The sequence below is a fragment of the Hahella sp. CR1 genome (assembly GCF_029813005.1).
GTDB lineage: Bacteria > Pseudomonadota > Gammaproteobacteria > Pseudomonadales > Oleiphilaceae > Hahella.
This window is the reverse complement of sequence record NZ_JAPELK010000003.1, coordinates 24,655-44,776: the sequence shown is the minus strand read 5'-3', so window position 1 is coordinate 44,776 and position 20,122 is coordinate 24,655. Positions and strand designations below refer to the sequence as shown.

Annotated in this window: 4 protein-coding genes; all 4 read right to left on the bottom strand. The window is 63.3% G+C overall.

Translation table 11 applies throughout. The features are described 5' to 3' along the window. Positions 1-22: 22 nt before the first annotated feature. Positions 23-3,577 carry an amino acid adenylation domain-containing protein gene (locus tag ONV78_RS08285; protein ID WP_279503111.1) on the bottom strand — a complete coding sequence of 1,185 codons (3,555 nt, stop codon included), beginning with the start codon at positions 3,575-3,577 and terminating at the stop codon, positions 23-25. Between the two features lie 34 nt (positions 3,578-3,611). Further along, positions 3,612-8,342, bottom strand: a complete 4,731-nt coding sequence (locus tag ONV78_RS08280; RefSeq protein ID WP_279502498.1) for a type I polyketide synthase — start codon at positions 8,340-8,342, stop codon at positions 3,612-3,614. After that, entirely contained in the window at positions 8,329-19,203 is a 10,875-nt protein-coding gene (locus ONV78_RS08275) for a non-ribosomal peptide synthetase/type I polyketide synthase (RefSeq protein WP_279502497.1), read from the bottom strand. Before ONV78_RS08275 ends, ONV78_RS08280 begins: the two co-directional genes overlap by 14 nt. 216 nt (positions 19,204-19,419) lie before the next feature. Beyond that, positions 19,420-19,593 (bottom strand): hypothetical protein, encoded by a 174-nt coding sequence (locus tag ONV78_RS08270; RefSeq protein ID WP_011396807.1) that lies wholly within the window; start codon positions 19,591-19,593, stop codon positions 19,420-19,422. Positions 19,594-20,122: the final 529 nt, after the last annotated feature.

Here is a 20,122-nt window from a genome sequence, read left to right as displayed (position 1 = left end):
CTTCCGTTTATTGTTCTTGCATTTACTTGATTGGCAGCGATTGACTCACAGCGCGGGCGTCGGCCTGTCGGCGGCGCGCCTGTCGTTGCCGGTCCACGCGCTGGGCGACGCTGTCCCGCAATGCGGCGCGTTCGTTCTCCTCACCGCCGCCTTCCTGGTCCGCCAGATGGGCGGCGAGCTGGGCGATGGTGGGATAATTGAACAAGGCGGTCAGCGGCGTCCGGAACTCCAGGCGCAGCAGGCGTTCATAAACTCGCGTCAGCAGCAGGGAATAGCCGCCGATATCGAAAAAGTTGTCGTAGATACTGATGCGTTCCTGCCCTAGAACTTCGCGCCAGATCGCGGCGATTTCCTGTTCAAGACGATTGCGGGGCGCCTGGAATACGGCGGAGGAAACCCGGTTGGGCGTGGCCTGGGGCAGACGTTTGCGGTCGATCTTGCCGTTGCTGTTGAGGGGCAGCTCCGACAGGATCATATAGCTGGTGGGCGCCATGTACTCCGGCAGCTTGCCGCGGGCCAGCTTGCGCAGTTCCTCGAACAGGCTGGCGGGATCGTCCGGCGCGCGGCGCAGCACCAGGAACGCGGCCAGATATTCACCGCCGTCCTCTGCGTACTGCTTGCACACCACCGCCTGACTCACCAGCGCATGCTCGGTGAGCAGCGATTCGATCTCTCCCGGCTCGATGCGGAACCCGCGCAGTTTGATCTGGAAGTCGCTGCGTCCCAGATAATCGATAGCGCCGTCTGCGCGGCGTCTCACCAGATCGCCGGTCTTATAGACGCGACCGCGGCACAGCGGATGCGTCATCTTGACGAAGCGCTCCGCGTTAAGCTCCGGCCGTCCCAGATAACCCCGGGTGACGCCGGCGCCGCCAATGCATAGCTCACCGGCGACGCCCGCCGGCGCTGGCTCGCCAAAGGCGTCGATGACGTACAGTTGATAGTTGGCCAGGGGCGCGCCGATAGGCAGCGTCGCCAGCTCCGCGTCCGCGCCGGTGACCCGATGAATGGAGGACCACACGGTGGCTTCCGTCGGGCCGTAAAAATTCCAGACCGGCAGGCCGAATTTTAATATCGGCGAAACCAAGCGGCCTGGAAACGCTTCGCCGCCGCAGCAGAAAGCGCGTAATTGATAGGGAAATGCGTCGTCTTCCCGGGTCGCCGCCAGCAGTTTCTCCATATTGCTCGGAGTCAGGTTCAGCACAGTGGCGTTCTCCCTGCGCAGCAGCCGGGCCAGGGCGTGAGGGTTATGACGCTCTTCCTCAGTGGTCACCAGTAGGGTGCCGCCATATAAAAGACAGCCCCAGATCTCCCACACGGAAAAATCGAAAGCGTAGGAATGGAACAGCGTCCATACGTCGTCCGCTGAAAATTCCACGATGGGTTGCAGCGCCGCCAGCATGTTGAGCACGTTACGGTGCTCGATAGGCGTGGCTTTGGGCGCGCCGGTGGAGCCGGAGGTAAAGATGGCGTAGGCGAGATGATCCGGCCGCGCCGGGTTGCTCGGCGTCGGCATGCCGCAACGGCAGGGCTGGCGGCTCAACGCGTCGTCTGTATGCAGGTGGCGCAGGGGATCGCTGCACTCAGGATCATTGCGTAACAGGCGGTCCAGGCGCACCAGGGTGCAGCCTTCAGGCAGATCCAGCGCCAGATCCGAGTGGGTGACCACCAGCGCTGCGCCGGCGCTGGCGAGCATATCGGCGATGCGGTCGCGGGGGTTGGCCGGATCAATAGGCAGATAGGCGGCGCCGGATTTTAGCACGCCCGCCAGCGCCGCGATCATATCCACGCTGCGTCCCAGGTAGACCGCCACCAGCGTGTCCGGGGCGACGCCAAGATGTTGCAACTGCAACGCCAGCAGGGTGGCGCGCCGGTCCAGCTCCAGATAGCTGATGCGCTGGTCGCCGCAGACCACGGCGGTTTTATGAGGATGCGCTAGTGTCGCTTCCCGCAACAGGTCGGTCATGCGGCGATCGCTGGGCAGCGCTTTTGCCGTCGCGGCGGCGTCGTTCCATTGCTGGGTTTCCGCCGCGCTTAACATGGGCAGACGCAGCGGCGGCGTATTCAGGCCTCTCGGCAGCTCCGCCAGCAGTTTGCGATAGTGTCCGATCATGCGGCGGATCGTGGCGGCCTCGAACAGGCAGCTGTTGTAGACGAACTGACCTTGCAGCTCGCCGTCCACTTCCCACAGATGCACTTCCAGGTCCACGCTGACGTTGCGGCGTTTCAGCGCCAGGGGCTCGATCAGCAGGCCGCGCAGGCTCAGCTCCGGGTGCGGCGTATGCCGCGGCGAGTTCTGCAGGGCGAAAATCACCTGCACCAGCGGATTATGGGAGAGATCCCGCTCCGGCCGCAGCGCTTCCACCAGTTTTTCGAAGGGAAGCTCCTGACGCTCCATGGCGCCCGCGCAGAAATCCCGCACCTGATCCAGATATTCAGAAGTGGTGGCGCAAGCGCCGGGACGCAGCCGCAGGGGCAGGGTGTTGGCGAAATAGCCGAGCAGTCCTTCTACTTCGCGGCGGTTGCGATTGGCCACCGGGGAGCCGATCAGCAGATCGTCCTGACCGCTGTGACGGGCCGTCAGCACGCCAAAGGCCGCCAGCGTGGCCATGTACAGCGTCAGGTTGTGACGACGGCACAGGTCTTTAAGCGGTTGCAGCAAGGTGGCGGGAATCGTGAAATGCTCCACGTCGCCATGGAAGTTCTGCACCGGCGGGCGCGGATAATCCAGAGGCAGCTCCAGACGCAGGGGCGCGCCCAGCAGTCGCGGCAGCCACCAGTCCAGTTCCGGCGGGCTGGCGTCGCGGGCGTAGCGTCGCTGTTGCCACGCCGCGTAGTCGCCGTATTGAATGGGGAGCGCCGGCAGCGCGGGCGGCCGGTTCTGGGAAATGGCGTTATACAGGGCGGAGATTTCCTCCACCATGACGCCGATGGACCAGCCGTCGGTGACGATATGATGCAGGGTGATGAGCAACACATGGTCCTGCGCGCTTTTACGCAGCAGCTGCATGCGCAACATTGGCCCCAGCTTCAGATTAAAGGGTTCGAACGCCGCTGACGCCGCCAGCTCCTGGATGCGTCGATCCTGTTCCGCCGCGGGCAGGGCGGACAGATCCAGCTCCGTCAGCTCCACGCAGGGCAGCGGCTCCACAAACACCGCTTCGCTGTCCGGGTAGCGCGTGCGCAGCACTTCGTGGCGCACCATGAGGGCGCGCAGACTCTTGCGCAGCGCATCCACATCCAGCGGACCCTGCAAGCGCATGGCGGTGGGCATGTTATAGCCGTGACCGCCGCCCTCAAGCTGGTCGAGGAACCACAGACGCTGTTGTCCGAATGACAGAGGCGGCGGTTGCTCGCGCCCGGCGGGCGCTACTGTGTCGCCTTCTGCGCGGCTCTGTCGTTGCAAAAAGCGGATGACTTCGTCCTTGCGGGACTTCAGTTCGTCAATCAGTCCGGCGACGACTGGATCTTGCAGCAGTTCGGCGGGCGCGTTCAGTTTCAACGCGCCCTGATCCAGTCGCAAGCGCACATCGCTTGCCGCCAGTTGGGCGAGAAAATTATGAATGCCTGACTCCATAGTCACCCAACACTCCCTTTGTCTGTCGTTGTCTTTATAGTTCTATTTCAACCCTCGTCGGCGCGTCCGCAGATGGCGCCTGACCGCTTTCGGCGCTGTTCCCGTCCGTTTTGTCACGGGTCAGCGCGGCCAGCTCCCGCACCGACGGACATTTGAAAAAATCCGCCAGGGACAGGTCCGCGCCGCAACGTTCGCGAATACGGGAAATCGCTTGCGTTGCGATCAGGGAATCGCCGCCGAGATCAAAAAAATTGTCCTTTACGTTAAGGATCGGTACAGCCAGAAGTTCGCCCAGAATGTCGCACAGCATAAGCTCCGCGTGATCGCCGGGCGCAAGGTCACCGCTACTGCCGGGAGGTACTGAATGTGGCCGAGAACATGCTCCGGCGTCATGGCCGGGAGCTTTTCTCCGGGGATGGTAAAGTCGGTAGAACCGAGACTTCAGCGATAGTGTGGATATCGCAACCTGGTGCTCTTCTTCCATCTGCAGCACAGCGTCGGATAGCCGCAATGCATGCTCAAGCGCCAAAAACCCTTCCTTTGAATCTATAGCATTGGCGGCCAATGCGGATTTGTCAAAAAATTCCTGCGCAATTTTTGCGTTCGCGCCCATGCCCAGGCCGCTGGCGCTATGTGGACGCCAAGCATCCCAGTTAAGCGACAGCCATTTGGCGCCATGATTTGCGTCACTGCGAGCGGCGCACTGTGCGACCTCCAGGTCCATGACCAGATTGGCGGCGGCGTAAGCCCCCATTTGATAGCCTCCCAACAGCGCCGCCAGGGAAGACATGCAAACCACGCGACGCACCGGACGTTGCGTGACCAGTCCGGACAGGGCGCGCACGCCCTCGACCTTGGCCTGGATCATGGTTTCCCAGGTTTGCGCCAGATCGGCGCTGATGGGCTGCTCCTGGGCCTGGGACATGTCGGCGGCGGCGTGAATAAGCGCGTCGATGGCGCCGTAGCGGTCGCACAATTCATCCAGCAGCGCGCCCATGGCGTTGACGTCGGTAACGTCCGCCGCCGTGACGCTGATCGAAGCGCCCGCTTCGTGCAGGGCCATCAGGGTTGCGATGGCGTGGCGTTGCCGGTCAGGCATTGATGGATCATCCAGATATTGCGGCCACTGCTCCGGTGACGGCAGAGGCGTGCGCGACACTAATCTGATATGACGCGCGCCGCGCTGCGCCAGACCTGTGGCGAGGGCGAGCCCGATTTTGCCAAGGCCGCCAGTGATCAGATAAACGCCGCTGGCGGCGGGCTCCTCGGCGACGGAGCCAGCCACGTTTGATTCGCCGTCTACCCGACAGGGTCGCCATTCGCAACGCCACGCATGACGTCCGCGCAGGGCGACGATGGGCGGTCCGGCGTTGAAGTCCGCCTCTTGGTCAGGATCGGCCAAAGTCAGTAACGCCGGGGCCTGTCGCGCCAGGGTGGCGACGGCGGAAGCGTCTTCCACATCAAGCAATAGCGTGCGCAACGCGGGAAACTCCTGCCTCGCGCTCAACAGCGGACCCAGCAGCGCGCCCCGTGCGGGACGCAAGGATTCCGAACCCAGCACCGACTGGGTTCCGGTGGTCGCCACGGCAATGAACACGTCGGCTCGTAATGCGCCCAATTGCTGTAATAAGGCGCTCAGCAGAGACAGGTCCTGAGACGCGGTCTCATACTCCGCGCTGATTGAAGTCTGTGGACTCAGGTTGCGGGCGAACAGCACATGGTCCGGCAACAAGTCATTCTCCGCCAGCAGGGCGAACAGCGCGACGGGATCTTTGGCGGCGTCAGCGGGCAGGGCGATGGTTTGGCGCTGGCCGGGATGCTCGGCGTGGGGCGCCAGTGCGGTGACGGCGATGTCCGTGACGGTGACCAATGTGTGCGGTCGATGTTCTGACAGCCTCTGAATTAATGCGTCGGTAGTGGCGTCAGCGCCCGCGTTGGTCAGCAGCAGCCATTTGCCGCCGCTGGCGTTGCCGTTCGCCGTCCCGCTCAAACGGCTCCAGGAACAGGTGTAGAACCAGTCCTCCAGAGGCTGGCGCTCCTCTGAGAGGGCGTCGCCGGTGAGCTTGGGCGGATCGATCCAGTAGCGACGGCGGTCAAAAGGATAAGTGGGCGTGGGGATGAATTGCCCGTCCAGGTTTGCAAACAGGCCCGGGCGGTTGATGGCGAATCCTTTGCTCCACAGACGGCCGACGCATTCCAGGGCGCTTTTGCGCGAATCCTGGCCGGGACCGGCGGCGAAAGTGGCGATGGCTTCCCGACATGTCTCCCCGGTTTGCGGCAGGGCGCCGGCGAATGCGGTCAAGGCGCGTCCCGGACCTACTTCCAGCAGAGTATCCACATGGGTGTCCGCGCACAGGGTCTGCAATCCCTGATAGAACTGCACCGGGCGTCGCAGATGCTGGCGCCAGTAGTCCGCGCTGACAGCCTGCTCGGCGCTGAGACGCGCGCCGCTCATGTTGGAGTAAACCGGCAGCCGCGGCGCCTGCAGCGTCATGGCGTCGAGCAGCTCGGCGAAGGCGTCCAGCATGGGCTCCATCATCGGCGTATGAAACGCATGGGAGGCCTGCAAACGGCGATAGCCGATCTGCGCTTCCTCCAGCGCGGCGGCGAAATCCTCCATGGGGCCGGGGGGACCGGCGAATACATTGGCTTGCGGGCCGTTGGCCACCGCCAGGGATACTCCCGCGCCGGCGTAGGCTTCCGCCTGCTGGCGGGGAATGCGTACGGCGATCATGGCTCCCGCGGGCATGCTTTGCATCAGGCGGCCTCTTTCCGCCACCAGACGCACGCCGTATTCCGGGCTGAATACGCCCGCCACGCAGGCGGCCACATATTCCCCCAGGCTGTGCCCGATCACCGCCTGCGGGGTCAGACCCCAGCTTTGCAACAGCATGGCCATGGCGTAATCGACGATAAACAGCGCAGGTTGCGCCAGCGCGGTTTGTTTCAGGTCTTTGTCTCCCTGTTCCGCGTCCGCGCTGCGGGGGCGGGTCAGCAACGGCCGCAGCTTCTGCGCAATAAGAGGCGGCGCGGCTTGCAGGCACTGGTCCACCGTCTGGCGATAGACCGGTTCGGTCAGATACAGCTCCGCGCCCATGCCCGCATACTGCGCCCCTTGTCCGGGAAACATGAAGGCCGCCGTCGGCGCGCTGTCCTGCACCCGCCGCCAGCTCAGGTCGTTGGGAAAACGCAGCTGCGCGATGGCTTCCGCGGGCGTCGCTGCCGCCAGGGTCGCGCGATAGGGCAAGGCTTTCTTGCTCAGCGCCAGGGTGTAGGCGAGGTCGCCGAGCGAAGTCTGGGGTCGCTCGTCCAGATGTTGCGCCAGACGTTCCGCCACCTGATCCGCCGATTGTTCGCCGGCGGCGGACAGCAGCAGCAACTGACTGAGCGCCGATTCGTCTTGCTGATGGGACGCGCTGCGGGGGGCGCGGGTTGCGAGAGGGGCTTCCTCCAGAATGGCGTGCACGTTGGAGCCCCCCATGCCGAAGGCGCTGACCGCCGCGATTCGCGGCGCGTCTCCCCGGGGCCAGGATTCCGTTTCGCTGCAGACCCGGAAGGGCGTGCGCAGCCAGTCGATCTGAGGATTGGGTTGCTGGCAATGCAGGCTGGGAGGCAAGGTCTCGTAATGCAGGCACAGTACCGTCTTGATCAGACCGGCGACGCCGGCGGCGGCGTCCAGGTGCCCGATATTGGTTTTCACCGAGCCGATGGCGCAACGGCGACCGCCCCCCGGCGCGATGTCGAAAGCCCGCGCCAGCGCTTCGATCTCAATGGGATCGCCCAGATGGGTGCCGGTGCCGTGGGCCTCCACATACTGAATCGAACGAGGGTCGATATTGGCGGTGAGCTGCGCCTCCCGGATGACTTCCGCCTGTCCCTGCACGCTGGGAGCGGTGAAGCCCACTTTCCGACGGCCGTCGTTATTGGCGGCGGTGGCGCGAATCACCGCCAGCACGCGGTCGCCGTTCTCCAGGGCGTCGTCAAGGCGTTTCAGCGCCACCAGCCCCGCGCCGCTGCCGACGGCGGTTCCGTCCGCTTCGGTGTCGAACGCCCGGCATTGGCCCCGCGGCGACAGAATCATGCCGCTCTGGCTGCGAAAACCGCCGTGTTGCGGCAGTTGTACTGACGCGCCGCCGGCCAGGGCCAGGTCGCAGTCCCCCGCCAACAGACTCTGGCAGGCCAGATGCACCGCCATCAGGGAGGTGGAGCAGGCGGTCTGCACTCCCACGGCGGGACCGGTGAGGCCCAATTTATAGGCGATGCGGGTGCTGAGGAAATCCTTGTCGTTGAGCAGCATGGCCTGATACAGATCCGACACTCGGCGGGCGTCCGTATTCGGCAGCACATGGCGATAAAAATAGTTGGGCATGCCGCAACCGGCGAATACCCCGATGGGACCGGCGAACTCATCCGGATTGCAGCAGGCGCGCTCCAGGGCTTCCCAGGCGCATTCCAGCAGCAATCGGTGCTGCGGATCGAGCAATTGCGACTCTCTGGGATTCATGTCGAACAGGGCGGCGTCGAATCCGCTCACATCTCCCAGCGCCGCCACCCGGCGCACGTAGTCCGGGCGCTGGTATTCGCTTTTCGGCACGCCGGCGGCGTCCAGTTCCGCATCGGTCAGTTCGGCGACGCTTTCCACGCCGGCGACCAGATTGCGCCAGAACGCCTCTGGCGTGTCCGCGCCGGGAAAGCGGCAGGCCATACCGACGATGGCGATAGCGCTCTCGGCTCCGGCTTCGGGATTGTCTTCAAAGCTGTTCATTGGAACGCAGACTCCTTTGCGCTTCTTTGGCGTTGCGACGGCCCGCCAGACGATTGTTTTTGCGACGGGGCGCCTGGGACAGCGCGTCTTCCTCCGGCGCGGCGCTGAGCAGGCGTGCGGTCGCCGCCACGGTGGGATTGGCGAACAGGTCCACCATCGCCACCGGACGTCCGAAGGCGTCGCTCAATTGACGCTGCACCTGGGCCAGCAGCAAGGAGTGGCCGCCGAGATCGAAGAAATTGTCGTCACGGCCCACGCGGGACAGATTGAGGCAGTGTCGCCAGATATCCGCCACCCGCCGCTCCACTTCCGACACCGGCGCGCCCCCGTCCATGGCGGCGACGCCTTCCGGTTCCGGCAGGGCGCGGCGATCCAGTTTGCCGCTGGCGTTCATGGGCAGACGCGGCAACGTCAGGATATAGGCGGGGATCATGTATTCAGGAAGCCGATCCCGTAAATGGGTCTGCAGATCCTGAGCGCTGGGCGGCGGGGTCGCATCCTGGCGATACACCACATAGGCCGCCAGTTGCTGGCGTTGGGCGAACAGCGCGACGGCGCATTCGGCGATGGCGTCATGGGCGGCCAGCTGACTTTCGATATCGCCCAGCTCCACCCGGTGACCGCGGATTTTCACCTGCGCGTCCCGCCGTCCCAGATAGTGCAACTGGCCGTCGTCGAGCCAGCGGCCGAGGTCGCCGGTGCGATAGGCGCGGGAGGCGTTTAGTTCGGGCAGGGCGACGAATTTTTCCGTCTGCAATTCCGGGCGCTTGAGATAGCCGCGGCTGACGCCGGCGCCGGCGATCACGATTTCTCCTACGGCGCCTGTCGGCAAAGGCTGCCCCCAGGGATCAAGCACAAACAGACTGGCGCCGCGCAAAGGACGGCCCAGCGGCGCGATGGCGGCTTCGGGCAGGGCGTTGCGTTGCAGGGCGCAGGCGCTGACGTCGACGCAGCATTCCGTCGGTCCGTACACATTGATCAGTGTGCTGTGGTGGTTGGCCTCATAAAAGGCGCGCACCAGCTCCATCGACAGGGCTTCGCCGCCTACCAGCAGGCTGTCCAGCGTCAGACGACTGGCCTGATCCGCGCCGGTGAGCATGCCAAGCAGGCTGGGGGTGCAGTCCGCGCAGCGCACCTGTTCGGTATTCAGTAAATCGGCGAGGCGGGCGGGGTCGCGACGGCTGTCGGCGTCCACGATCAGCAATCGATGACCCAGCAGCAGGGCGGCGAAAATCTGCTGCACTGAGGCGTCAAACACAGTATTGGCGCACAGGGCGACGGCGATGGGCTGGTCGTAACGATGATAGACCTGATCCCACAGGGCGTTGACCAGATTGATGACGCTATGGTGCTCCACCAGCGTTCCCTTGGGCGCGCCGGTGGAGCCGGAAGTGTAAATCAGATAGGCGAGGCTGTCCGGCCCAAGAGCGACCTGCGGTTCTTCGCGCGTGGTGGTGACATCCTCCACGCACAGCCATTGCGCGGCGCCGAGGCCTTCCAGCGCGGCCAAAGTCGGCATGATGGCGCGGTCGGTGACCAGGGCGGCGACGCCGGCGTCGGCCAGTTGCGCGCTCAAACGAGCGGGCGGGTGCGCCGGGTCCAGGGGCAGGTAACCGCAGCCGCTTTTCAGAATCCCCAGCAGGCCGACAATGAGATCCACGCTGCGCGACACGCACAGTCCCACGGCGGCGCCGGCGGGCGTCCCCTGTTCACGCAGGCAGGCGGCGACGCCATTGGCGCGCTGATTGAGTTCGGCGTAGCTGAGCTGGCGGGTCCCGTCGGATACGGCGATTCGTTCGGGATACGCCCGCACCATGTCGAGAAATCCGCTGACCAGATCCGGCGCCGTGAGTCTGGCTTCCGTGGGCGCAGCCTCGCAGGCGTTTTGCTCCAGCTGATGGCGCTCGTCCTGATCGTACCAGGACAAGTCGGCCAGCGGCTGGGCAAGCTGGCCGGCCACGCTGAGCGAGGACAGAATATGGCGATAGCGTCGGAGCAAGCGCGCCACGCCGGTGCGGCTCCAGCGATTGGCGTCGTATTTCAGGAAACCCTGCAGACCATTGGCGCTATCGGCGATTTCCAGGGACAGCTCAAACTGGCCTTCCTGCTGCGGCATGGGATAGGGCGACAGTTGCAGGTCGCCCCAGCTCACCCGCAGGTTGTCGTCGGTGGCCAGGAACAGGTCCAGGGTGGCGTTGTCGGTTTGCGGCTTCTGCATGATGAAGGTGGTTTTCACCAGAGACTGCCCCATGCCATTACGCTGTAAGCCCAGCCGCTCCACCAGCAACGGCAGGGGATAGTCGCCGTGGGCGAGCGCGTCGAGCAAGGTGTTCTGCTGGTTGCGCAGGTAGTCGTCCAGGGACAGCTCCGGGTCGAAGCGGCTGCTTACCGGCGCGAGATTCACAAAGTCTCCCACCAGCGGCTGAAATTCCGGATGGCTGCGTCCGTGCACCGGCGTGGCCACGATAACGCGTTGCTGTCCGCACAGGCGGTGCAGCAGCAGCTGGTACGCCGCCAGCATCAGGCTGAACAGCGTGGTTCCCCGTTGTTTCGCCAGGGTGCGCAGCGCTGTGTCCAGTTGCGGGGCGAGCTGAAAGTGGATGGATTCGCCCACCGCTTTTTGCGTCGCGCCTTGGCGGGGAAGGTCCGCCGGCAGATTCAGTTCGAAGTAGGCGTCCGCCAGAGCGTCGCGCCAGTAATGCCAGAGCTGCTCGCCGCGTTCCGTGTCCAGCATGGCGTTTTGCCAGCGCACGAAATCCACCTGGGAGTGCGTCAACGTCGGCAACGCGGCCTGTTCCGGGGCGACGCCAGCGCGGCGCGCCTCGTACAGCGCTTTGAGCTCATCCAGAATCACCCACAGCGACCAGCCGTCGCAGACCGCGTGATGGGCGGTCAGCAGCAGCACGCTGTCCTGAGCGGTGACGAACGCGCAGGCGCGCAGCAGGGGCGCGCGGGACAATTCGAACGGCGTTTGATAAGCGCGCCGCACTTCCTGATACAACGTGGAAGCGTCAAGGTCATGGGCGTTCACCACCTGTAAGGGGATCGCGATATCGTCCCGAGCCTGCTGGCGCGGTTTGCTGTCCACCTGAATCGCCGTGCGCAGCGCCGGATGGCGGCGGGCGATCTGATTCAGCGCGGCCTGCAGGAAGGCGTGATCCTGCTCTCCCGCAAAACCGGCGCGCAGGCGGGCGGCGAAGGAGACATGGTAGGCCGGGCTAGTCGGGTCCAGTTGATGCAGGAACCATTGCGCCTGCTGGTTGTAAGACAGTTCCCAGGGCGCGCCGCAATCCAGGGGCGCGGGCAGAGTTTCCGGGGCGGTGGCGGCGCCTTTGTTCGCGTCACGCTCAGTAAGCCTGTCAGCGACGCTCTGCGTGAGTTCGTCCAGGCCATTGCTTTTCAGGATGTCGACGATGCTGACGTTGGCGTTCAGGTTTTTCTCAATGCGATTGCGCAACTCCACCGCCATCAACGAATCCAGCCCGTATTGCGTTAAAGGCGCGGCAGGGTCGAGGTTGTCCGGGTTCAGTCGCAAAACGGCGGCGGCCTGCTCGGTTAACCAGCGCAGCAGCGCCGTCTGGCGTTGCTCCTGAGGCTGATCGAGCCAGTCCAGGGACGCTGGGCTTTCCTCCGCTGTGCTACTGGCGGGCGCGTCAACCTGTACGGGCTTGAGCCCTTGTAAGTACAGGCTGGCGTCGGCGTAAGCCGTTAAATTGGAATCTTCCGGTGTGACGCCGATGACGGCCTGGTTCGCCGCCAGCAGCGCAGGCGTCAGCGCCACGCAGGCGTCTGGCGTCAGACCCACACTAGCGGTGTTGTTGTCTCTTTGCGCCCGCGCCATCAAGCCGATTTCACGGAATGCGCCCCATTGCACGGACAGCGCCAGCTCTCCCTGCGCGCGCCGTTGCGCGGCGAGTCCATCCAGCCAGGCGTTGGCGGCGGCGTAGGCCGCCAGGCGGGGAGAGGGCAACGCGGCGGAAGTGGAGGAGAACAGCAGCAGAAAATCCAGAGAGCCGACCGGGAAACAGCGACTTAGCGTTTCGCCGCCGCAGACCTTGGCGGCGATTTCCCCGCGCAGCGCCTCCCGATCCAGCGTCTCGACGGCCATGGCGTGAGCGACGCCAGCGGCGTGTAACACGCCGCGAATGGCGGGTTGCTGTTGCTGATATCGATGCAGCCAGGAGGCGCAGGCGGCGCTGTCGCTGATGTCTATGGCGGCGATGCTGACTTGCGCCCCCAGAGCTTCGATCTCGCGAAGCGCGGCGACGCGTCGTCCGTCGCGGGAGTCTGGCGACAATTGCGTCCAGTCGCAGCGCGGCGGCAGACCATTGCGTCCCATCAGCACCAGCCGTCGCGCCCCTTGCTCCGCCAGCCAGCGCGCCCAGCGCAGCCCCAAATCTCCCAGGCCGCCGGTGATGAGATAACTGGCGTCGGCGCGCAGAGAAAAAGTCCGGTTTTTGCCGGCGGTGAGATCGGTGCGACCCAATGTTGCGCGATAGATGGCGCGGTGGCGAATCGCGAACTGAGCGTCTGCGCCGCTGTCCTGATCCAGTATGGTCTCCAGCAACAGGCGCTGGTCTTTAGCGGACGTTTCTGTATCCAGGTCCACCATGCCGCCCCAATGATTGGCCTTCTCCACCGCCAGTGCGCGCCCAAAGCCCCATAGAGCCGCGGCGTAGGGACAGACCGCGGCGTCCGTCTCCGTCACCGCGTAGGCGCGACGGGTCAGCAGCCAAAGCCGGGGCGCGTCCTCGTCGTCTTCCTGTGCGGCGGCCAGGGCTTCAAGAATGGCCTCAAGCTGTTCCACCAGGTTGTCCAGCAATTCGTCCGGTTCGGCGGCGTCTTCAGGAATCTCCGGCGCGATGCAGAGCAGGACGGAGCCATAGCGACGCAGCGCCAATTGAGAGGACCCGTTGGCGAAAACCGCGTCGGCGTCAAAATCAGTTTGACGATCCTCCGTGAGCGTTTTCTCCGGCGTCGCGGCGATCTCTGTTCGTTCCCAGGTCAGGTTGAAGGAGAACCCCTGTTCGGCCTCGGGGCTGTGTCTTCTGGCGGCGTCGAGGAAGCTGAAGCGTAAGCCTTCCACTTCCGCCAACAGGTCGCCGTGATTGTCGAAAATAGCCAGCGACCCGCTCAGCAGATGCTCGGACGATGGATTCTGCTGCGTCAGGCGGGCGCGCACCCAGTAGCTATATTTGCTGAAGTTGCGCAAAAATCGCAGATTTTGTACGGAATGCCCGACAAATGCGCCTTTCTCGTCGCCTCCCAGCGCCGCCAGGGTCTGAGCGCAGGCGTCCAGTACGGCGGGATGCGTGCGGTAGGCGTCGAGCTGTGAGGCGGCCTCTTCAGGCGCCTGAATCAGCGCCCAGGCTTCCTGTTGCGATGACCAGATGCGTTGAATGCCCTGAAACTGGCCGGACCAGTCATTGCCCCGTTGGCGCCATTGCGCGTAGAACTGCTCCCCGGACAGGCTGCTTTCATATTGGGCCAGCGCGGCTTCAGTAGGGAGCTGGCGCAGTGGTTCCTGATGCTCGGCAATGTCCTGACGGCTGACTTCGCAACTGGCGTGGAGTCGCCAGGGCGCTTCGTTCTGATCACGCCCATCGCGACGAGCGAATATCCTGATCTGCGCGGCGTCAGCGCCTGTTTGAATAAACTGAGTCTGCAGCCGCCAGTGGTCCAGATCGTCGACGACCAGCGGCGCGTGGAATTGCATGTTGCGGCAGAGTGCGCCGGCGTCCGGCCAGTGTCGTCCTGCGGCGGACAGGGCCATGTCGATGTAAGCCGCGCCGGGGAATACGACGCCGCCGCTGACTTTGTGTCCCGCCAGAAAAGCATGCGCGCGGGCATCGAGATGCTGGTCGTACAGGTCGCCCGTTGGCTCCGCCAGCGAGGTGGCGCGACCTAATAGCGGATGGCCATCGGCGACCCGGTCAGAGCTGGCGTGAGATTCCTGATAGTTCTGCGGCCAGTAACGATGACGCTGGAAGGGATAGCTGGGCAGCGCGGCGTCCCGCAGACGGCGGCGTCCCGGCAGCGTGCGCCAGTCCGGCGCGCCGCCATGGCAATACACGCGACCCAGGGCGTTGAGCACAGACGCCTGCTCGTCTTCGCCATAACGAATGCTGTGCACCCAGGCGGCTTTGCTGTCCGGCAGACAACGTTTGCCCATGCCGCACAGACTGGCGCCGGGGCCGATTTCCAGAAACAGATCCACATGGCGATCCGCGGCGGTGAGCATGCTCTTGCGGAATTCCACCGGATTCATGGTGTGCCGCAACCAGTAATCGTGTTCGAAATCCTCCGCTTCGATGAAGTCGCCGGTGACGTTGGACAGCAGGGGAAATTGCAGATGTCCCAGCGGCGTCGACTCCGTCACTTTGCGCAGATCCGGCAGAATAGGAGCCATCATCGGCGAATGAAAGGCGTGGGAAACCTGCACGGATTGGAAGCGAATGTCCTGTTGGGACAACAGAGGGCGTATCTGCGCCATGGCTTCGCCGCGACCGCTGATCACGGTCAGGTCGGGTCCATTGTCCGCCGCTATGGCCAGGGCGACGCCGGAATCCTGTAGCAGCGCTTCGACTTTGTCCCTGGGCGCGAACACCGCCAGCATTTCTCCGGCGGGGAGGGACTGCATCAGCTCGCCGCGCCGCAACACCAGCTTCATGCCCTGTTCCAGGCTGAACAGACCAGCGGCGTGCGCGGCGGCGTATTCGCCTACGCTGTGCCCCAACGCCAATTGCGGCTGCACGCCCCAGGACATCCACAGCCGCGCCAGCGCCGCTTCGCAGGCGAATAACGCGGGCTGGGTGAAACGGGTCTGATGGATGCCGGAGTCCGGGTCGGCATTGAACATCAGCGCCAGCAGCGATTGCCCCAGCAACGGCGCGGCCACCGCTTCACAACGATCCAGGGTTTCCCGCACCACCGGCTCGGTCTCATACAGACGCCGCATCATGCCGGGATACTGAGCGCCCTGACCGGAGAACAGGAACACAATCACCGGAGCGTGTCGGGCCACGCCGAGACTCAGATTTGGCGCTTCCTGTCCTTGAAACGTCTTGAGCGTTCCGGCGGCGTCCTGCGCGCTTTGTGCGCTGAGAGCCAGACGATAAGGCAACGCCTCCCGGGCGTTGTTCAGCGTATGGCAATAGTCCGCCCAGCCTGCGCCGTTAGCCAGTTGGGCGTTGTCGTGCAAGGTCGTCAGATGTTCGCCGTGACGGCGCGCCAGCGCCTGTAACGCCTGGGCGTCGGCGGCGGATAGCGTTAACAGGCGATAAGGCGCGTCATCCCCTTGCGGCACGGTGGCTGCAGCCACGGCGTCGGAAGCGGATTCGGCGGGCGCTTCCACGATGCCTTGCAGCACGACGTGGGCGTTGGAGCCGCTGAAACCAAACGAGCTGACCCCCGCCAGCAATTCGCCGTCCCAGGGCTCACTGCGCTGGGGCAAGCGAAACAGGCGCTCGTCGATATCAATCAGAGGATTGCGTTGACGCAGATGCAGGCTGCCGGGAATCACCCGGTGTTTGAGGGCGAGAGCGGTTTTGATCAGCCCGGCCACGCCCGCCGCCGCCTCCAGATGGCCAATATTGGTTTTGATGGAGCCGATGCTGCATGGGTGGTTCCTGTCGCGATTTTCTTCCAGCACCTCCCGCAGGCTGTTTACCTCGATGGGGTCGCCCAAGGCCGTGCCGGTGCCGTGGGCTTCCACATAGCGGATGCGACAGGGCTGCACTTCCGCCTTGAACAGCGCGGAACGAATCACGTCCTGTTGCGCCTGTCCATTGGGTGCGGTGAGGCCGTTGCTATGGCCGTCCTGATTCACGCTGGAGCCGCGGATCAACGCGTAGATTTCATCGCCGTCACGGCGCGCGTCCGCCAGACGCTTCAGAATCACAACTCCGCAGCCTTCGCCGCGCACGTAACCGTCCGCCTCGGCGTCGAAAGTCTTGCAACGGCCGGTCGGCGACATCATGCGTCCCTGGGACAGGGAAATAGTGCCTCCGGGCAGCAGGATCAGGTTGACGCCTCCCGCCAGCGCCAGGCTGGATTCGTTGCGGCGCAGGGATTCACAGGCCTGATGAACCGCCACCAGGGAGGACGAGCAGGCGGTGTCGATGGTCATGGCGGGACCGCGCAAGTCCCACAAATAAGATAGGCGTCCAGACGCCACGCTGGCGGCGGCGCCGGTGCCGGTGTGCATGCGAATGGCGTTGCGGTCTGCGTAGCTGATGCGTTGAAACTCAGTATTGCAGACGCCCATGAATACACTGGCGTCGCTACCGGCCAAAGCGCTGACAGCTATGCCCGCGTCTTCCAGCGCCTCCCAACAGACTTCCAGCAGCAGGCGTTGCTGAGGGTCCATGGTTTCCGCTTCCCGGGGCGCAATGCCGAAGAACTGCGGGTCGAACTGGTCAATGTCATCCAGAAAACCGCCCCAGCGGGTGTTCATGCGCCCATCGACGCCGGCTTCCTGATGATAATAGGCGTCGCTGCTCCAGCGCTCCGGCGGCGTCTCGCGAATCGCGTCCACGCCCTCGTTCAGCAAGCGCCACAACGCCTGTGGACCGTCCGCGCCGGGGAAACGGCAACCCATGCCGACAATGGCGATGGGATCGTTGCTTTCAAATGGCGTGGCTTCCACATCCACCAGGCGCGCATTTTTGCGCTTCACTCTGGTTGCGCCGCCGTTGTCTTTGGCGCCTGGCGCCCCGCTGGCCAACGTGGCGATAAACGCCGCCAGTCGCGTGATATTGGGATGCTGATAAAACAGGGTGGGCGGCGTGGCGACGCCTGCATAGCGCTCCAGCTCGCCGCTCAGAGCGACCACGTGGCGGGAGGCGAGTCCGAAGCTGGCGAAATCCGCGTTAGGGTCAATGTCGGCGGCGGGCAGGGCGGTGATCGCCGCCAATTGTTGGGTTAACCAGTCGGCAATGTCTTTGGCGTTAGGGCTTTCCGTCGCGATGACGGGCGTTGCGGCTTCAGTGGCGGCCTGTGTTTGAGCCGGTGTCGCAGCCTGCGCTGTTGTATCGTTCTGGGCGCCGGCGCGCCATTGATAGATCGGCTGTAGCGAACCGTCCAGCCAGGCTTTGCGATTGGCCTGACGCTGGATTTTACCGCTGGTGGTCTTGTAAGCCTGCAACGGCTTTAGCAGGGCGATGGCGTGCACCGGCAGCTCGTGCTCCTGAAACACGGCCTGACGAATGGCGCGCGCCACGGTGTCGCCGTCCAGCTGACGTACGGCGGTGCGTTTCACCTCCTGCACGATCACCAGACGCTCCTCGCCGTCGATATCCACGGAGAAGGCGGCGCCGTTGTCGGCGGTCAGGTCTGGATGACTGGCGAAAACGGTCTTTTCGATGTCCTGGGGATAGTAATTAACGCCGTCGATGATCAGCAGATCCTTACGGCGGCCGGTGATGAATAACTGCGCGCCATGAATGAATCCCAGGTCGCCTGTGCGCATGTAGGGGCCGGCATATCTGCCCTGCGGGTCGGCGAGATGCGCGTCGAAGATGTCGGAGGTGGCCTCCGGCCGCGCCCAGTAACCGCTGGCGATGGAAGGGCCGCGCACCCAGATTTCGCCGATTCTGTCCGGCAGACAGGGCGTCCGCGTCGTCGCATCGACAATCAGGCTCTTGGTGTCCATGTCCACCCGCCCGGAGCCGACCAGGGGCGTGGAGCCCGGCGCGCCGGCGGCGACGATTTTCACTTCGCCCTGGGACAGCGCCTCCCGCTCCACATGCAGCACCGTGGGCGGTTCGGATATGGGAGTGATGGAAACTTTGACGGTGGCTTCCGCCAGACCGTAGCTGGGTGAGAGGGCCTGATAGTCGAAGCCGCAATCGCTGAAGGCGGCGGCGAAATCCCGCAGGGTTTCATAGCGCACCGGTTCCGCAGCGTTGCAGGCGGCTTGCCAGCAGGATAAGTCCAGATCCTGCTTTTGCTCGGCGCTGATTTTATCGATACAGAGCTGGTACGCAAAATTGGGCGCGGCGCTGTGTGTGGCGCGGAAGTCGGAGATCGCCTGCAGCCAGCGCACCGGGTTGCGGATGAAGGTCGCCGGCGCCATCAGGTAGCAGATCGAGCCTGCGTACAAGGGCGTCAGAATGGCGTAGATCAGCCCCAGATCATGAAAGTGCGGCAGCCAGCTCACCACAATGGAGTCAGCGTCATGGCCGTAGCAGCGATGCAGTTCGTCGAGATTCAGAATCAGGTTGCGATGGCTCACCATGACGCCTTTGGGGGCGGAGGTGGAGCCGGAGGTGTATTGCAGAAAAGCGAGATCGTCCGCGTGCAGCGATGCGGGTTCGCTGTCCTCACTATTGTTCTCTCTGTCGTAAGCGCCGTTGCCTGTTGCGGCATCCGCCGGGTTTAACAGACTTGCGTCCACCGTGAGCCAGACCGCTTCCCGTAAACGTTTGTCGCCGACGTCCGCATCCGCGATGGCGGCTGCGACGGAGTCATTGGCGAGGATGACGCGGGCGTCGGCGTCGTCGAGAATGCTGTCGAGACGCTCTGCGCTGCGGTTCTTTTTCGGCGGATGCATGGGGATCGCGGTGACGCCTGCGTACAGGCAGCCGAAGAAGGCGGCCAGAAATTCCAGTCCGGGATGAAACAGCAGCAAAGCCCGCTCTCCAGGCTGGGCGTGACGTCGCAACAAGGCGGCCACGCGTCGCGCCTGTCGATCCAGTTCAGCGTAGGTGAGCGGGAAACGGGCGTCGCGATCTTCGGTCAGGAAGACGAAGGCGTCGGCGTCCCCCTGAGTGATCGCATGAGACTGCAGCGCGCGACTGATGTCGGCGTAAAACGGACGGCGAGCGGCGTCTGTAACGCGGCGAGTAGTATCTGTAACCATGATTCGATGTCGTAATTTATTATTTTTAACCGACGCATGGCGCACGCCTCCCTACCGCATAGAGGCCCACGGCCAAAACGCCACGGGACGACTTCAGGCTACTTCCGGTAAAGCCTTCTAATATTTCTTCATAACGACGGCGTGATTGCCTGGCGCGTTAACGCCACCGGGGTGAAAAAATATTGGAAAACACGACCATGAAGCCCATTGAGGGAATCACGGCGAGGTCTTGACGAGGTGCTTGTCCGCCTGGGCGAAGACAACGATCAGGCCGACGATGGGGGAGAATATAAAGGAAATAAAAAAGTTTAAGGTAAAGCCGAACTTCTTATTTTTGCCAAGGAACGCCACAAATAAGCATACAAGCAGATATAACAGGACGTGAAGCATAATTATTCTGATCCTTTTCCATGCCTTTCTCTCTCCCCGGCGGAGAGACGATTCAATCCTAAGTAACGGCTATAGCATGTAGGGCTAACTCCAGCTGCAGTCAAATGGTAGACCCAAATTATGACGATATCAATTAAGCAATTAAAAATAATGCCGCAGGCTTGGCGAAGGGCCTGGCGACCCATTTGCGCGACGGTTTGGCGGGCGTTATTCGAAAAATCGGGAGGCCGGCGTGAAAGCCTTATATGACAGGGGATTTGCAGAATTGAAATATAGCGACGGCGGCGCTGAAACAGGGCGCGAATGCACAAAAAAAGTACTTGCGGGCCTATAGGTATTGAACTAGTCTCAGTACGGACACTTCGGAGGTCCAGGACTTCTTTTTGTATATGTTGTTTGTTTTATTACTATCGCTATCAGCGGCGGAAAATAAAATAGTAACGATATATATAACCGCCCGTGAATTTGTACTTGATGTTTTACGGACGTATATACCCTGCGTAAGTCTAATAATCATCAATATGGGAAC

What these genes read in the sequence shown, in the direction of transcription:
- ONV78_RS08285 (WP_279503111.1), bottom strand. Translation starts at nt 3,577, where the DNA reads ATGGAGTCAGGCATTCATAATTTTCTCGCCCAACTGGCGGCAAGCGAT.
- ONV78_RS08280 (WP_279502498.1), bottom strand. Translation starts at nt 8,342, where the DNA reads ATGAACAGCTTTGAAGACAATCCCGAAGCCGGAGCCGAGAGCGCTATC.
- ONV78_RS08275 (WP_279502497.1), bottom strand. Translation starts at nt 19,203, where the DNA reads ATGGTTACAGATACTACTCGCCGCGTTACAGACGCCGCTCGCCGTCCG.
- ONV78_RS08270 (WP_011396807.1), bottom strand. Translation starts at nt 19,593, where the DNA reads ATGCTTCACGTCCTGTTATATCTGCTTGTATGCTTATTTGTGGCGTTC.